This window comes from Flavobacterium sp. LPB0248, from assembly GCF_013388355.1.
Taxonomy (GTDB): Bacteria; Bacteroidota; Bacteroidia; order Flavobacteriales; family Flavobacteriaceae; genus Flavobacterium.
On sequence record NZ_CP058246.1, the window covers coordinates 739,771 to 756,803 of the forward strand.

The window sequence follows — 17,033 nt, forward strand, 5'->3', positions numbered from 1 at the left end:
TTTTGTTTTTTACTTATTCTTCAGATTCTTCATCTTCTGCCTCAGCATCGTCTTCATCTTCTACCTCTTCATCATCAGAATCATCGTCATCTTCCGCAGATCCGTCATCTTCAAGAACTTCCAAGTCTGGTTTAACTCTCTCGATTGCCCCAATTACATTTCCATCTTCATCTACTTCTACTTCTTCTACATCATCTTTCATTACAGTTGTTACAGCAGCAATAGAATCTTTTCCTTTTAAATTGATCAATCTAACACCTTGAGTTGCACGTCCCATAACACGTAAATCTTCGATTGCCATTCTAATTGTCAATCCTGATTTATTGATAATCATCAGATCATCTGAGTCAGTTACTGCATTAATAGAGATTAATTTACCGGTTTTTTCAGTAATATTAAGCGTTTTAACCCCTTTACCTCCACGGTTTGTGATTCTGTAAACATCTTCTCCATCTTCGTCAACCAATTTAGTACGTTTTCCGTATCCGTTTTCGGTTACCACTAAGATTTGTGATTCAGAAATATCATTTTTATCAACCGTAACCATTCCGATTACTTCGTCAGTTTCATCTTTTAAGGTAATTCCACGTACTCCAGAAGCTGTTCTTCCCATCGGACGTGTTTTAGTTTCTTCAAAACGAACTAATTTACCAGATTTAACCGCTAAGATAATTTGGCTTTCACCATTTGTTAACTGAGCACCAAGCAACTCATCACCTTCTTTAATTGTAATTGCGGCAACTCCATTTACACGAGGTTTAGAATATTTCTCTAAAGAAGTTTTCTTAACCTGTCCTTGTTTAGTTACCATTACAAGATTATGAGTATTGATATAATCTTTATCTTTTAAATCTTGCGTACAAATGAAAGCTTTTACTTTATCATCACTTTCAATATTCACCAAGTTCTGAATTGCTCTACCTTTTGCCGTTTTACTTCCTTCTGGAATTTCATAAACACGCATCCAGAAACATTTTCCTTTTTGCGTAAAGAACATCATATATTGGTGGTTTGTTGCCACAAACATGTGTTCCAAGAAATCCTGATCTCTTGTTCCAGCACTTTTTTGACCAACTCCTCCTCTATTTTGAGTTTTGTATTCTGTCAAGTTCGTACGTTTGATGTAACCTGCATGCGAAATGGTAATTACCACATTTTCATCAGCAATCAAATCTTCAATACTTACATCTCCTCCAGAATATTCAATTTTAGAACGGCGCTCATCACCGTATTTATCACGGATTTCTGTAAGCTCTTCTTTAATCAAATCAATTCTCAAATTAACATCTGCTAATAAAGCTTTTAAATGCTCGATTAACTTCATTAACTCGTCAAACTCAGCTCTTAATTTATCTTGCTCCAGACCTGTTAACTGACGTAAACGCATCTCAACAATTGCACGAGCTTGAATATCCGACAATTTAAATCTTTCGATTAATTTCTCTCTCGCTTCATCTGTGTTTTTAGAACCTCTAATTAACGCGATTACTTCGTCGATATTATCAGAAGCAATAATTAATCCTTCTAAAATATGTGCTCTTTCTTCTGCTTTACGTAATTCAAATTGCGTTCTTCTAACTACCACATCGTGACGGTGCTCAATGAAGTAATGAATCATGTCTTTTAGATTCAGTAATTGAGGGCGTCCTTTTACTAATGCAATATTATTAACACTAAATGAAGATTGTAATTGAGTGTATTTGTATAAAGTATTTAAAACTACGTTTGGTGTAGCATCACGTTTTAAGATATAAACGATACGCATACCATTTCTATCCGATTCATCACGAATATTGGCAATACCTTCAATTTTTTTATCGTTAACCAAATCAGCCGTACGTTTGATCATTTCGGCTTTGTTAACTTGATATGGAATTTCTGTAACAATAATACATTCTCTTCCGTCCACTTCTTCGAAACCGACTTTAGCACGCATTACAATACGTCCTCTACCCGTTTTAAAAGCTTCACGAACACCTTCATATCCGTAGATAATACCTCCTGTAGGGAAATCAGGCGCTTTAATATGAGTTATTAATTCATCTACTTCAATATCGCTATTATCAAGATATGCTAAAGTACCGTTGATAACTTCAGTTAAATTGTGTGGCGGCATGTTTGTCGCCATACCAACTGCAATACCTGTTGCTCCATTTACTAATAAAGTAGGAACTCTTGTTGGCATTACTTTTGGCTCATATATTGTATCGTCAAAGTTCAATTGAAAATCAACTGTCTCTTTTTCGATATCGGCCATAATCTCTTCAGAAATTTTACGCATTCTGGCCTCAGTATAACGCATTGCTGCAGGACTATCTCCATCGACAGAACCAAAGTTACCCTGACCATCAACTAATAAATATCGCATACTCCACTCTTGAGCCATACGAACCATTGCGTCGTAAACAGAGGTATCTCCGTGTGGGTGATACTTACCCAGAACCTCTCCCACGATTCTTGCAGATTTTTTATGGGCAGATCTTGATGTTACACCTAAATCATACATTCCGTAAAGAACTCTTCGATGCACTGGTTTCAAGCCATCTCTAACATCAGGAAGTGCTCTCGATACAATTACTGACATCGAATAATCGATGTAAGCTGATTTCATTTCATCTTCAATGTTAATAGGAATTAACTTTTCTCCTTCAGACATAAGTTGTTATATTAAATAATTATAATAGTTTCAAAGCGTGCCAAGATACGTTTTTTTAAAATTTTTTCAGCTATTTCCTTACACTTATTTAAATGATTTATTAACAACTTTATTTTGGCTTTTAGTTAATAAATTAAACGTTTTTTAACTCTTTTATTGTCTTTTTTTTCGTCTATTAGCTGACAGGAGATGTCGATGGGTACGGTTTTTGTTTTTAAAACTGTAATTCACTAAATTTACAATACCAATTATATATTATGGATGATAATTTTTCACCAAGAGTAAAAGATGTTATTACGTACAGTAAAGAGGAAGCTCTACGTCTAGGGCACGACTTTATTGGTACAGAACATCTTATGCTAGGTATTTTAAGAGATGGTAACGGAAAAGCTATTCATATACTTAATAACCTAGATGTCGATTTAGATCATTTACGCAGAAAAGTAGAAATACTGAGCCCTGCCAACCTGAGCGTTGAGGTAAATGCTGAAAAGAAAAACCTTCATCTTACCCGACAGGCCGAAAGAGCCCTGAAGACCACTTTTCTGGAAGCAAAAGTATTTCAAAGTTCATCGATTAGCACCGCACATTTGCTGTTATGCATCTTACGAAACGAAAACGATCCAACAACCAAGCTATTGAATAAACTAAAAATAGATTATGACGTAGCTAAAGAACAGTACTTAAATATGACTCCAAACGAAGAAGAATTCTTAGAAAACTTGCCAAGAAACGAATCGTATAATGACGATTCAGGACAAGATGACAGTCTAAAAGAAAGCAGTTTTAATAATCCCGCCAATAAGTCAAACAAAAAATCAAAAACTCCTGTTTTAGATAATTTTGGGAGAGATTTAACAGAAATGGCTGAGGAAGGAAAATTAGACCCTGTTGTAGGACGAGAAAAAGAAATTGAGCGTGTATCGCAAATTTTAAGCCGTAGAAAAAAGAACAATCCGCTTCTTATTGGAGAGCCTGGAGTTGGTAAATCTGCTATTGCAGAAGGACTTGCTTTACGTATCATTCAAAAGAAAGTATCTCGTATTCTTTTCCACAAACGTGTTGTTACTTTAGATTTAGCAAGCTTAGTAGCGGGAACTAAATATAGAGGGCAATTTGAAGAAAGAATGAAAGCTGTGATGAACGAGCTTGAAAAAAATGATGATATTATTCTTTTTATTGATGAAATCCATACTATTGTAGGTGCTGGTGGAGCAACAGGTTCGCTTGATGCTTCAAACATGTTCAAACCTGCTTTAGCAAGAGGTGAAATCCAATGTATTGGTGCTACTACTCTTGATGAGTACAGACAATATATTGAAAAAGACGGTGCTTTAGAAAGACGTTTCCAAAAAGTAATTGTAGAACCAACTTCTGTTGAAGAAACTATTGCGATTTTGAACAACGTAAAAGATAAATACGAAGATCACCACAACGTAACTTATACTCCAGAAGCTATTGAAGCCTGCGTTAAATTAACAAACAGATATATGTCTGAGCGTTTCTTACCAGACAAAGCGATTGATGCTATGGATGAGGCTGGTTCTCGCGTACACATTACTAACATCGATGTTCCGAAACAAATTTTGGATCTAGAACGTCAGTTGGAAGAAGTTCGCGAAATGAAAAATATGGTTGTTAAAAAACAAAAATATGAAGAAGCAGCCAAACTTCGCGATGATGAAAAACGTATCGAAAAAGATCTTGCTTTAGCACAAGAACAATGGGAAGAAGATTCTAAAAACAACAGAATTGAAGTTACAGAAGATAATGTAGCCGATGTTGTTTCTATGATGACTGGAATTCCTGTAAACAGAATTGCACAAACAGAAAGCAATAAATTAGCGCACTTGCCTGAACTAATTCAAAACAAAGTAATTGGTCAAAACGAAGCGGTTCTTAAAATTGCTCGTTCTATTCAGCGTAACAGAGCTGGTCTTAAAGATCCGAACAAACCAATTGGTTCATTCATTTTCTTAGGTCAGACTGGTGTTGGTAAAACGCAATTGGCTAAAGTTTTAGCAAAAGAATTATTTGATTCTGAAGATGCTTTAGTTCGTATTGACATGAGCGAATACATGGAGAAATTTGCGATCTCTCGTTTAGTTGGAGCGCCTCCAGGATACGTTGGATACGAAGAAGGTGGTCAATTGACTGAGAAAGTTCGTAGAAAACCTTACTGTGTAGTTCTTTTAGATGAGATCGAAAAAGCACACCCAGATGTATTCAACATGATGCTTCAGGTTTTAGATGACGGATATTTAACAGATAGTTTAGGTCGTAAAATTGACTTTAAAAACACTATCATCATCATGACATCTAACGTTGGTGCACGTCAGTTAAAAGATTTCGGACAAGGTGTTGGATTCGGTACTGCTGCAAGAACAGCACAAGCTGATGAAAACTCAAAAAGCATTATCGAAAATGCATTGAAGAAAACCTTTGCTCCTGAGTTCTTAAACAGAATTGATGACGTAATTGTATTCAACAGTTTAGAAAAATCAGATATTGATTTGATTATCGAAATCGAATTGAAAAAACTATATTCTCGCATTGCAGAGTTAGGCTACAAATTAACTTTAACAGACAAAGCCAAAGCATTTATTGCTGAAAAAGGTTTTGACAAACAGTTTGGAGCACGACCATTGAAAAGAGCAATTCAGAAATATGTTGAAGATTTGTTGGCCGAAGAAATTATCACTTCAAAAATTCATTCTGGCGATGAAATCATGATGGACTTAAAAGATGATTCTCAAGAATTATCAGTTGAAATTCACAAAGCCGAAGAGCCATCGAATCAATAAATTAGTCAAAATTTATAACATTCATAATATGCCCGTTACGTTTTCATAACATAACGGGTATTTTTTTTATCAAAAATCACTATCTTTAATAAAAGCAAATAGCTATTTTTGAATTTAAATTCTATAATACAAAACAAAATATGCTTCAAAACAAAGTCATTTTAGGCAGCGAAGAATGGTGCTCATTTCCAGAACTAGGAATCCCGACAATTAAGGCTCGTGTAGATTCTGGTGCCAAAACTTCGGCAATGCACGCTCTAAACATAGCTCCTTTTATAAAAAATGATGCGAATTGGGTAAAATTCGACATTAACCCGATTCAGAATAATATCAAAACCATTATTCATTGCGAAGCACCTTTGGTTGATAAGCGAATTGTAAAAAGTTCGAGCGGATTTAGAGAACATCGCTATGTGATCCAAACCAACTTAAAAATTGGCGATGCAAAATGGCCAATCGAAATGACTCTAACAAATCGCGATTCTATGGGATTTAGAATGCTTTTAGGACGCGAAGCGATGAGCGGAAGGGTTTTAGTCGATCCAGAACAAAAATATCTCTTAGGACAGCCTACAGCAGAATCCTTAAAAGAATTATACCAGAACTCAGAAAAAGCAACGACAGGTTTACGAATTGGTCTTTTAGCCAGTAATCCAGAATTATACAGCAATAAAAGAATCATGGAAGCGGGTGAAATGCGCGGGCACGAGATGCATTTCTTAAATATTAAAGAATGCTACATGAAACTGGACGCTAAAAAACCCGAAATTCATTATAGAGGCGGTAAAATCTTAAACGAATTTGACGCTATTATTCCAAGAATCCGACCAAGTATTACTTTTTATGGTTGCGCTTTGACACGTCAATTTGAAGCTTTAAAAGTCTTTGTACTAAATTCAGCTACAGCAATTACGCAATCGAGAGATAAATTATATTCACTGCAATTACTTTTAAACAGCGGAATAGACATTCCAACTACAGGATTTGCCAATTCTCCGCTTGATACAGACAATTTAATTAAAATGGTAGGCGGATCACCTTTAATTGTAAAATTATTAGAAGGAACACAAGGAAAAGGCGTTGTTTTGGCCGAAACCAAAAAAGCTGCAGAAAGTGTTATCAATGCTTTTAAAAGTTTAAATGCTAATATCTTAGTTCAAGAATTTATTAAGGAAGCCAACGGAAAAGATATTCGTTGTTTTGTAATCGACGGAAAAGTGGTTGCCGCAATCCAACGTGAAGCTATGCCTGGCGAATTTAGAGCTAACATTCATTTGGGCGGAACCGCATCTGTCATTAAAGTAACTGCAGAAGAAAAAAAGATCGCGATTAAAGCTGCAAAAGCAATGGATTTAAAAGTAGCCGGAGTTGATATCATTCGCTCTTCAAAAGGACCTTTATTGCTTGAAGTAAATTCTTCGCCAGGTCTGGAAGGAATTGAAGGCGCAACTAATAAAGATGTAGCTGGCGAAATGATTAGAGCGATTGAAAAGAATTTTAAACTATAATTAAGTTCATTTAAACTTAATTTCTCATAAATAATTTAGCAGCTTTGCCAAAGTTTAAAACTTTGGCAAAGCTTTTTTATTTAACTTTAAAATAAAAAATATGACTTTTCCTTATTTAGATATTATTATCAGAAGCGTTGCTGTGTATTTCTTTATGACAATTGCGCTTCGCGTTTTTGGCAAAAAAGAACTTTCACAGCTAAATACTGCCGACATAATTCTAATTTTATTGATCAGCAACTCTGTTCAAAATGCGATGGTTGGTCCAGATACAAGTTTAATAGGAGGATTGGTTGCTGCATTGGTTTTGTTTTCGATCAACTTTGCTATTAAGAAATTGACAAAGAAATTCAAAACTCTTAGCGATTTGCTGCTTGACAAACCTGAAATCTTAATTCATGATGGCATATTAGATTTTAAAACTTTAAGCAGATTAGATGTTTCGCATGAAGAACTAAAAGAAGCAGCACGCGAACACGGTTTAGAACATCTAACGGATATTAAACTTGCCATGCTTGAAATTGACGGAACTATTAGTATTATTTCGAAAGATCAGAAACAGCTTAAACAGACGCATTACAAGCGAAAACACAATCGTAAAAATTTACAAAAAAATTAGAAAATTTCATTTCCAAAATATATACCATTTTTTCCCTCTTTTATTTGGCAAAGCACCAAAATCTGAAGTTAATATTGTTTTATTTGTCAAGCCATAATCTTTCAATCTATGATTCAAATTAACCAAGACATAATCCTGTTCCACCGGAAACCTTTCTGCTATATTTTTATAATGTTTTAAAAGTTTTTCTTCTTTCACACCATCTAAAGCCTGTAAAGTAGTGTGTACAATTCTATTTATTTTGTCATTCAAACCTGTAATAAAAATATCCAAATAATCTGCTTTATTTTCTAATTTCCCAAGAGAATAATAAGCCGTCACTCTTATCTCTTCATTTAAATGAGTAGTAAACGGAATAATTATTGAACCGTAATCTATATTCATTTCCTTCAACAAATAAGTACAAAATCGAAATGTTTCTTCATCATTAATTCTTTCAATATTAGTTTTAATGAATTGCAACCAATCAGCACTTTTATTCTTTGCATACCAGTATACAAATTTAAAAACACTTAATAAATCTTTTTCAGCAAAATCAAGTAAATACTGATACGCACGATTATAATCAAATTTAGTAAGTATCTGCAGCAGACTTTTTTGAATTTCATTTTCACTTAATTTATACTCCTTTTCTAAAAAATCTAAAGTCTGTGAATCTACATTTTTCTTTTTTAGAATCCCCAACAAGCATTGTTGTTTTGTTTCTTTATCATCCGCAAATTTGTATACATCCAAAATATGATTTATAGCACCACCAAGTGTATAAGAGAATAAGTCATTATCTACCTCTGTATTTTCTGCTGTAATTTCATCTAACCAGCGTTCATACCAGTCTAAAAAATTAGATTCAAAAGGAAAAAATGGTTTTTGTCTGTCTACATCAATATATACAACATGCCCTTTAAATTTTCCGTTTAAAACCAATCCATAATAATAAGAACATCCTTGACTGCCAATAGGTAAAACTCCAGCGAACATTTTTCCTAATTCATTATCAAATTCTTCATCAGAAATATCATCATTCTCATCTATCTTTTTAGTTAATTCCTGCCATTCCTGATCTGCCATTTCAGGATAAAGAACACAATCATTCCTTAAATAATTTTCGGGATTATCATAAACAAATTCATTTATATACTTACCTAAAGGATAAATACCATACGAAGGACCAGCAGCAGAATTTTGATATGAAATCCCACCATTTCCAATACAAAGCAAAAAAGCTTTATACGATTCTGGCAGAGAAAGAATACACTCTTTTTCAAATTCTAAAATATCATCTTCATTTACCGTTTCGCCTAAAATATATTCATGAGATTCTGCACCAAAAACTTTAAAGTCTTTGTCTATATCTTTTGCTAAAATCAGCTTCTTCTTAATTCTTTCAATCTGACTTGTAATTTCTTCACTCATTATAATTATTTAAAAAATTATCAAAGAACCCTAATCTAAATTTACTTCGAAGCCTCAATTCTAACAAGACCTAAACCCTCTTTAAAATCATCTGCTTTTTCATATTTAGGCATTACGATTTCTTTCCCTTCTTTATCAATAAAACCATATTTTCCATCCAACTTTATCACAGCAATTCCGTCTTTAAACGATTCAATTACATCATATTTAATTGGAGCAATTTCTTTTCCTGTTTTATCAATCAATCCGTATTTATCGCCTATTTTCACTTGAATTAAGTCATCATTTAAAAACATAAAATCGTATTTTAATGAAACGATTTCTTTTCCGTCGTTATCCAAAATGCCATATTTATTTTCCTGTTTTACAATAGATACATTATCCTTAAAATAAAAATTCATATCGTACTTAACAGGAACTACAATTTTCCCTTCTTCACTAATTACCCCAAACTTATTATTAGATTCTACTACTGCGAAACCTTCTTTAAAATTTTGAACTTGATCATAAATTGGAGGAACAACCTCTTTCCCAATCTGATCCACGATACCAAATTTGCCATTTAATTTCACAACGGCAAACCTATCTGCAAAGTCAATTATTTCGTCATATTTCGGAGTTATCTCTTCTCCAACCACATCTATAAAACCCCATTTATTATTTAGTTTTACAGCTGTAATTTCTGGAGATAAAGTTTTTGCTTCATCGTATTTTTTAGTTAGCAAAACATCTGAAGACTTGATTAAATATTGAGTTTTAGCATTTTTATTGCTTATAGTTATCCAATTCTGCTTATTAATTATTTCATCATAAATACAGCGAATTACTTCTTTTCCGGTTTTATCAACTACCCCGCTTTTGCCTTTTAATTGCACAACAGCAAACCCATTTTCAAAAGCAGTAATACCGTCGTATTTGCAAGGAACTATTTCTTTTCCTGTCTGATCAACAAAACCATATTTAAACGCTTTGTCATTTGCCTGAGCAAAACCAGTTTTTACAATCAGCATCAAAACCAACAAAATTATTCTCTTCATTATTTTAAATATTAAGCTATTTACAAAAGTCTGTGAAATCGGTTTTATCTATAACCTTCAAAAGTTTTTATTCTTTCACTTTAAAACAAATTAAAACAAAAAAAACCGATTTCAGATTTGAAATCGGTTTTCTATATTAACAAAATGTGATTTACTTTTCACATTTTACAAAATTCATTTTCTCAGATTACATAAAGACGCTTAGAATAAAATAAACCAAACCTGCTAATAAAGCTGAAATTGGAATAGTTAAGATCCAAGCCCAGATTAAACTTACTGTAACTCCCCATCTAACGGCAGAAACACGTTTTGTTAATCCAACTCCAATAATAGATCCTGTAATAGTGTGTGTTGTACTTACTGGAATTTTTAAGTGTTCTGTAAAGTAAAGTGTCAAAGCTCCTGCAGTTTCTGCTGCAACACCTTCAAACGAGCTTACTTTAGTGATTTTAGAACCCATTGTTTTCACAATTTTCCATCCACCGCTTAAAGTTCCTGCTGCAATTGCAGAATAACACGCAAGAGGAATCCAACTTGGCATTACACCTTTAATACCTGCGTCGTCATTTGGAAGCACAACATCTAGCCAAGCATCCATGTGAACTCCAGGGTTCGTATTAATATATACCGCTACAGCAGCAGCAATAATACCCATTACTTTTTGAGAATCGTTTCCTCCGTGACCTAAACTAAATGCCGCAGAAGACAACAACTGCATTTTCTTTAAAGCAGCATCTGCCTGATGAAGATTCAAACTACTGAATATTAAACAAAATCCACTCACTGTCAAGATAATGAAAGCTACTAAGAACCATTTAATATTATGAGAATCGAATACAACGCTCCAGAAATGAGAATCAAAACGAGGTTTTCCGTGCTCTACAATTTCTTCATAAGAAACCATTTGAACGTAAACAAACCAAATAGTTGCAAGCATTAAAGCTACAGTAAATATTTTTGGTCCGATACTTTTACGAGAAGCATTTAACAGCCAAATCGAAATTAAATAAGAAGCAATAACTCCTAAAAGTGGCGCTAATACAATAAATGCAATAATAATGAGGACTCCCGAGGGCATTCCGCCATCTTTACCGGCCTTATACCAGCTTACAATTTCATACCAGTAGTGAGTTGCTCCGTCTTCTCCAACATATCCAGAGAAACCATGAACTGCAATAGCGTGCGCTACAGCTGCTCCTGCGAAACCTCCAATTAAGGTATGCGAAGAACTTGAAGGGATTCCTAACCACCAAGTCAATAAGTTCCAACAGATTGCTGCAATTACTCCGGCTAGGATAACAACAAGGTTAATTTCCATTGTGTGCGCTGTTTTGGCAACAGTATCCGCAACACCAAATCCAAAAACCCAATAAGCCAGAAAGTTAAAAAATGCTGCCCAGACAACCGCCTGAAAAGGTGTCAAAACCTTTGTTGCAACAACAGTCGCTATAGCATTTGCCGCATCATGAAAACCATTGATGTAATCAAAAATTAAGGCTAATACTATAATTAATATAAGTAGCGTCATAAAATTATAACTTCAGATTGAAAAATTGAATTAAGAATGTTTTACAGAAATAGATTCTAGTATGTTCGCAACACTCTTACATTTGTCTGTTGCTGATTCTAAAACAGATAACACTTCTTTATATTTAATAATATTTTTAGCGTCTGTTTCGTTTTCAAAAATTTCAAAAACTGCTTTGTTATATACGTTATCAGACTTGTTTTCTAGTTTGTTGATTCTAGCACAAGCATCTTTAATAACTTTAAAGTTTTGTAAGTTTCTCAACTCTTTTACAGCACTGTCAATGTTTTGACAAGCTTCAAGGTTGATTTCTGTCATTTTTCTGATAGATTTTGTAATCTTATCAACTTGATACAATCTCATACGGCTAGATGCACCGTGAAGGTAATCTGCAACGTTGTCAATTGAAGTAATTAACGTGTGAATGTCTTCTCTATCAAATGGAGTAATAAAGTTTCTGCTTAACTCAAGGTTAGTCTGACGTGTAATGTCTTCTCCTTTTTGTTCTAATTCGTCAATCTTTTGAAAAAGAATTTCTCTTTCTTTTAATGGTAAATTTACAGCTTCGTGTAAGTTAGAAGCTAATTCAATTAAATTGCTAGAAGCCTCTTCAAAAAGTGGAAAGAATTTTTTGTCTTTCGGCACTAAAAATTGGAAAATACTGTTTATTGACATTGTTTTATTTTTGATAGCGCAAAATTACCTTCAATAACACGTTTCAGTGTTAAGCCATTGTTAACAAATCGTTTTCAATTTGAAAACTCTCAAGGAATAACACCGTGTTTTCTATGTCATTATGTAAGATTCTGTCTTCTTTTACCAAAGGCACCACTTCTCTGTAGCTGTTTAAGAACATTTCGATAAAATCGCTTGATTTTAAAGGCTCTCTATAGGCAATTGCCTGAGAAGCATTTAATAATTCGATTGCCAAAATACGCTCCAAATTATCTAAAATTCGTAAGGCTTTTGTAGCACCGTTTGCTCCCATGCTCACGTGATCTTCTTGACCATTGCTGGAAACAATACTATCAATACTTGCAGGTGTCGCTAATTGCTTGTTTTGACTTGCAATACTCGCTGCAGTATATTGTGGAATCATGAAACCTGAATTTAATCCTGGATTATCTACCAAAAATGCTGGAAGATTACGCAATCCTGAAATTAATTGATAAGTTCTTCTTTCAGAAATACTTCCTAATTCGGCCAAAGCAATTGCCATAAAGTCTAATGCTAAAGCCAAAGGCTGTCCGTGGAAATTTCCTCCAGAAATAATCTGATCGGCTTCTATAAATATATTAGGATTATCAGTTACCGAGTTGATTTCTGTTTTGAATACTTTTCTGACATAATCAATTGCATCTTTTGAAGCTCCGTGAACCTGTGGCATACAACGGAAAGAATACGGGTCTTGAACGTGTTTCTTTTCTTGAGTGATAATTTCACTTCCCTCCAAGAATTCAGTAATTCTTTGTGCGGTTACAATTTGTCCTTTGTGCGGACGTATATAATGTATCAATTCGTTGAATGGCTCGATTCTTCCATCAAAACCTTCCAAAGAAATAGTTCCGATTAAATCTGCCAAATACGAATATTTATACGCTTTAATTAAAATATGAGCTCCATAAGCACTCATAAACTGAGTTCCGTTCAATAAAGCCAAACCTTCTTTTGACTGTAAAACGATTGGTTCCCAGTTAAACTGCTTCAAAACTTCTGCAGAAGCTACCTTTTTTCCTTCAAATAATACAATTCCTTCTCCAATTAAAGGCAAAGACAAATGTGCCAATGGAGCTAAATCTCCAGAAGCACCAAGCGAACCTTGAGTATATATTATTGGCAGAATATCATTATTGTAAAAATCAACCAAACGCTGTAAAGTGATCAATTGAACTCCTGAATGTCCATAGCTTAAAGATTGAATTTTAAGCAACAGCATCATTTTTACGATTTCGGCAGGAACTTCTTCACCAGTACCGCAAGAGTGCGATTTTACTAAGTTTTCTTGAAGCTTAGATAAATTTTCGTTAGAGATTTTCACACTATACAAAGATCCGAAACCTGTATTGATACCGTAAATTGGTGCAGTATGCGATGCCATTTTCTTATCTAAATAATCGCGGCATTTCTGAACATTTACTTTAGCTTCCTCAGATAATTCAAGTATTTTATTCTGACTTAAAATTTCTTGTAATGTTTCTAAAGTAATCGTTTCTGAACTTATATAATGGATCTCTCTCATGATGATTGTAAATTTTAAACGCCAAAATTCAACAAATCAATATTAAAAAGCAACATTTTATCACAATAATTAAGTTTTCTTTAAAAGCGGTTTAACTATTTCAAATCGCTTTTTAAATCAAAATATACTGTTACAACCCATTTTTAAGGTCTTTTTGAGTTAAACATCAATCATTTGCACGGACCAAATCTCAAAAAAAAGCTGTCCAAAATATATCAAAACATCAATTTAGCATATTCAATTTTAACAAATACTCAATATTGATTTATAGAGATTTGAATTATTAAAATATTCGTAAAAACGCCTTCTAAGTTTTTAACTCATATAAAAAGCTGTACTTTTGAAAAATCAAAAATGAAAAGTAACAGCATAAAATATCAATCTACAACTATTACAGCTCCAACACGAGTTGCAATTGCTGCTACCATTATTACTACTACAACAACTACTACCCCTTAGGGGTATACATTTTTACATATAATCCTAGGTTACCTATACTTTTTTCTTGAAAGAAGAGAGTTATTGGATACATAAAAAACATTTACAAAAAAAAGTCGCAGTTTTCAGTTTCAGTTCACAGTTGATAACCTTTGAACCTTTGTTACTCAAAATCTTTGCACCTTATTAAAAATATCACACAAAATGAAAGTATTAAAATTTGGCGGAACTTCGGTAGCCAATGCTCAAAATATAAAACTCGTTCTCGAAATTGTCAATCAAAAATCTAAACAAGATCAACTCGTTGTAGTAGTTTCTGCCCTAAGCAAAGTAACTGATTTACTACAGTCAGCGGCGGCAAAAGCTGCGGCAAACGACGAAAGCTTTAGAGAAGTTGTGGCTGAAATCGAGAAAAAACACCTTGACACACTAAAAGAACTGATTCCTGTTAGCGAACAAAGCAGTCTTCTAAGCCATGTAAAAAGAATCATCAACCATTTAGAAACTTTATTAGACGGATGTTTCTTGCTTGGCGAATTATCTCCTAGAACTGCCGATACTATCTTAAGTTTTGGAGAATTACTTTCTTCATTCATTATTGCTAAAGCCTATGAGCAAATCAGTAAAGATGCAGTTTACAAAGACAGTAGAGAATTAATTAAAACAGATAATAACTTCGGAAAAGCAGTTGTAAACTTTGAAGTTTCAAATAAATTGATTCAGGAATATTTTGGTTCGAATGAAGCGAAAATCAATATTATGCCTGGATTTATAGCGCAGACTTTGGACGGAATCACTTCGACTTTAGGACGCGGAGGTTCAGATTATACTGCTGCCATTATCGCTGGCGCAATCAATGCCGAACAATTGGAAATCTGGACTGACGTAAACGGAATGTTTACTGCAAACCCAAAAATTGTAAAACAAGCACAGCCAATTGCCACTATTTCTTATCAAGAAGCAATGGAATTGTCGCACTTTGGTGCAAAAGTGTTGTATCCGCCAACAATTCAGCCAGTTTTAAGAAAAAACATTCCAATTTTAATCAAAAATACTTTTGAATCAGAAGCTGAGGGAACTTTGATTTCGAATCAGGTTTCATCAAAAGATACAGTTGTAAAAGGAATTAGCCATATCGATCATATTTCGCTTTTAACTCTTGAAGGTCCAGGAATGATTGGAGTTGCGGGTTCTTCTAGACGTTTGTTTGAAGTATTGTCTCAGGAAAAAATCAACGTTATTTTTATTACTCAGGCTTCTTCTGAGCATTCAATTTGTATCGGAATCTTGAATTCGGATGCTGATAATGCAGAAGCAGCAATCAACAGCGCTTTTGAAATCGAAATTTCTCAGAACAAAATCGACCCTTGTTATGTAGAAAAAGACCTTTGTATTATTGCTTTGGTGGGCGAAAACATGAAAAACCACCAAGGTTTAAGCGGTAGAATGTTCAGCACTTTAGGAAAAAACAACGTGAACATTCGTGCAATCGCGCAAGGTGCTTCTGAAAGAAACATTTCGACTGTAATTAACGAAAGAGACGTTAAAAAAGCACTGAATACTTTACACGAAAACTTCTTCGAAGAAAATACAAAACAGCTGAACCTATTTGTAATGGGAGTTGGAAATGTGGGAGAAAAATTCATCGAGCAGATTCACAATCAAAGAAAGTTCTTAAAAGATAATTTAAAGATCAACGTTCGCGTAATTGCTTTGTCTAATTCTAGAAAAATGGTATTTGATGAAGACGGAATTTCTTTAAAAAATTGGGATGCCGCTTTAAGCGAAGGCGAACCAGCAAGCATTGAAGAATTTATCAAAAAGGCAAAAGAACTGAATTTACGTAACAGTATTTTCGTAGACATCACTGCAAATGCAACAGTTTCTGAAGCATACGAGAAATTCTTAAAAGAAAGTATTGCCGTTGTAACTTGCAACAAAATTGCTTGTTCTTCTGCTTACGACAACTATAAAAAATTAAAAAGCTTGTCTCGTCAATACAATGCTCCTTTCTTGTTTGAAACGAATGTTGGTGCGGGATTGCCAATTATCGATACAGTAAAAAACCTGATTGCATCTGGAGATAAAGTGCATAAAATTCAAGCGGTTTTATCTGGAAGTTTGAACTTTATTTTCAACAATTTTGACGAAAATAACTCTTTCCACGATGTGGTAAAAGAAGCTGGAGTTCAAGGATTCACAGAACCAGATCCAAAAATTGACTTAAGCGGAATCGACGTAGCGCGTAAAATCTTAATCCTAATTCGCGAAAGCGGTTACGAAATGGATATTGACGCCATTGCAAACGAATCGTTCCTGCCAGCAGAATGTTTAGCAACAACGAACAACGAAGATTTCTTCGCATCGTTAATCAAACACGCTGCTCATTTTGAAGATATTTATAAAGAAGCTTTAGCCAAAGATTCAAGATTGAAATACGTAGCGCAATTCGAAAATGGAAAAGCAAGCGTAGGTCTACAATTCATTCCAAAAGATCATCCTTTCTACAATTTAGAAGGAAAAGACAATATCGTGCTTTTCTACACAGATCGTTACGTAGATCAGCCTTTATTGATCAAAGGAGCTGGAGCTGGAGCAGCAGTAACAGCATCAGGAATTTTTGCGGATGTAATTAGAATTGGAAATATATAAAGAGGTACAAAGGCTCAAAGGTGCAAAGGGACAAAGTTAAAAAACTTTGAGCCTATGAACCTTTGCCATTGTGAACCTTAAAAAAACAATAAGCAGTAAAGCCTCTGAACCTCTGAGCCTTTGCCACTTTGAACCTTAT

10 protein-coding genes are annotated in these 17,033 nt (G+C 34.1%); 4 read left to right on the forward strand and 6 right to left on the reverse strand.

From position 1 onward, the window contains the following. Positions 1 to 13 precede the first annotated feature (13 nt). Positions 14 to 2,656: a DNA gyrase subunit A gene (gyrA, locus tag LPB248_RS02935; RefSeq protein WP_177210106.1), complete on the reverse strand. Its 2,643-nt coding sequence runs from the start codon at positions 2,654 to 2,656 to the stop codon at positions 14 to 16. A gap of 257 nt (positions 2,657 to 2,913) precedes the next feature. Here gyrA and LPB248_RS02940 point away from each other — a divergent pair, with 257 nt between their 5' ends. The 3 genes from LPB248_RS02940 (at position 2,914) to LPB248_RS02950 (ending at position 7,587) form a co-directional block, all read left to right on the forward strand. Next, on the forward strand, positions 2,914 to 5,460 hold the full coding sequence (locus LPB248_RS02940) for an ATP-dependent Clp protease ATP-binding subunit (protein WP_177210107.1): 2,547 nt from the start codon (positions 2,914 to 2,916) through the stop codon (positions 5,458 to 5,460). A gap of 140 nt (positions 5,461 to 5,600) precedes the next feature. Next, positions 5,601 to 6,968: a 30S ribosomal protein S6--L-glutamate ligase gene (rimK, locus tag LPB248_RS02945; RefSeq protein ID WP_095930862.1), complete on the forward strand. Its 1,368-nt coding sequence runs from the start codon at positions 5,601 to 5,603 to the stop codon at positions 6,966 to 6,968. A gap of 100 nt (positions 6,969 to 7,068) precedes the next feature. Continuing rightward, positions 7,069 to 7,587 (forward strand): DUF421 domain-containing protein, encoded by a 519-nt coding sequence (locus LPB248_RS02950; protein WP_177210108.1) that lies wholly within the window; start codon positions 7,069 to 7,071, stop codon positions 7,585 to 7,587. Between the two features lie 6 nt (positions 7,588 to 7,593). Here the strand turns inward: LPB248_RS02950 and LPB248_RS02955 are convergent, their stop codons facing one another. The 5 genes from LPB248_RS02955 to hutH form a co-directional block, all read right to left on the reverse strand. Further along, positions 7,594 to 9,000 carry an SMI1/KNR4 family protein gene (locus LPB248_RS02955; RefSeq protein ID WP_177210109.1) on the reverse strand — a complete coding sequence of 469 codons (1,407 nt, stop codon included), beginning with the start codon at positions 8,998 to 9,000 and terminating at the stop codon, positions 7,594 to 7,596. A 41-nt stretch (positions 9,001 to 9,041) separates the two neighbouring features. Beyond that, positions 9,042 to 10,037 (reverse strand): WG repeat-containing protein, encoded by a 996-nt coding sequence (locus LPB248_RS02960; RefSeq protein ID WP_177210110.1) that lies wholly within the window; start codon positions 10,035 to 10,037, stop codon positions 9,042 to 9,044. 187 nt (positions 10,038 to 10,224) lie between these two features. Continuing rightward, positions 10,225 to 11,565 (reverse strand): inorganic phosphate transporter, encoded by a 1,341-nt coding sequence (locus tag LPB248_RS02965; RefSeq protein WP_177210111.1) that lies wholly within the window; start codon positions 11,563 to 11,565, stop codon positions 10,225 to 10,227. Positions 11,566 to 11,595: 30 nt separating this feature from the next. Then, positions 11,596 to 12,240, reverse strand: a complete 645-nt coding sequence (locus tag LPB248_RS02970) for a DUF47 domain-containing protein (protein WP_008462731.1) — start codon at positions 12,238 to 12,240, stop codon at positions 11,596 to 11,598. Between the two features lie 49 nt (positions 12,241 to 12,289). Further along, entirely contained in the window at positions 12,290 to 13,804 is a 1,515-nt protein-coding gene (gene hutH / locus LPB248_RS02975) for a histidine ammonia-lyase (protein WP_177210112.1), read from the reverse strand. A 642-nt stretch (positions 13,805 to 14,446) separates the two neighbouring features. Here hutH and thrA point away from each other — a divergent pair. Beyond that, positions 14,447 to 16,894: a bifunctional aspartate kinase/homoserine dehydrogenase I gene (gene thrA, locus LPB248_RS02980; protein WP_177210113.1), complete on the forward strand. Its 2,448-nt coding sequence runs from the start codon at positions 14,447 to 14,449 to the stop codon at positions 16,892 to 16,894. Positions 16,895 to 17,033 lie beyond the last annotated feature (139 nt).

Excerpts from the sequence above, each read along its gene's own strand:
- LPB248_RS02950 (WP_177210108.1), top strand. The coding sequence starts at position 7,069 with ATGACTTTTCCTTATTTAGATATTATTATCAGAAGCGTTGCTGTGTAT.
- thrA (WP_177210113.1), top strand. The coding sequence starts at position 14,447 with ATGAAAGTATTAAAATTTGGCGGAACTTCGGTAGCCAATGCTCAAAAT.
- hutH (WP_177210112.1), bottom strand. The coding sequence starts at position 13,804 with ATGAGAGAGATCCATTATATAAGTTCAGAAACGATTACTTTAGAAACA.
- LPB248_RS02955 (WP_177210109.1), bottom strand. The coding sequence starts at position 9,000 with ATGAGTGAAGAAATTACAAGTCAGATTGAAAGAATTAAGAAGAAGCTG.
- LPB248_RS02965 (WP_177210111.1), bottom strand. The coding sequence starts at position 11,565 with ATGACGCTACTTATATTAATTATAGTATTAGCCTTAATTTTTGATTAC.
- rimK (WP_095930862.1), top strand. The coding sequence starts at position 5,601 with ATGCTTCAAAACAAAGTCATTTTAGGCAGCGAAGAATGGTGCTCATTT.
- LPB248_RS02940 (WP_177210107.1), top strand. The coding sequence starts at position 2,914 with ATGGATGATAATTTTTCACCAAGAGTAAAAGATGTTATTACGTACAGT.
- LPB248_RS02960 (WP_177210110.1), bottom strand. The coding sequence starts at position 10,037 with ATGAAGAGAATAATTTTGTTGGTTTTGATGCTGATTGTAAAAACTGGT.
- gyrA (WP_177210106.1), bottom strand. The coding sequence starts at position 2,656 with ATGTCTGAAGGAGAAAAGTTAATTCCTATTAACATTGAAGATGAAATG.
- LPB248_RS02970 (WP_008462731.1), bottom strand. The coding sequence starts at position 12,240 with ATGTCAATAAACAGTATTTTCCAATTTTTAGTGCCGAAAGACAAAAAA.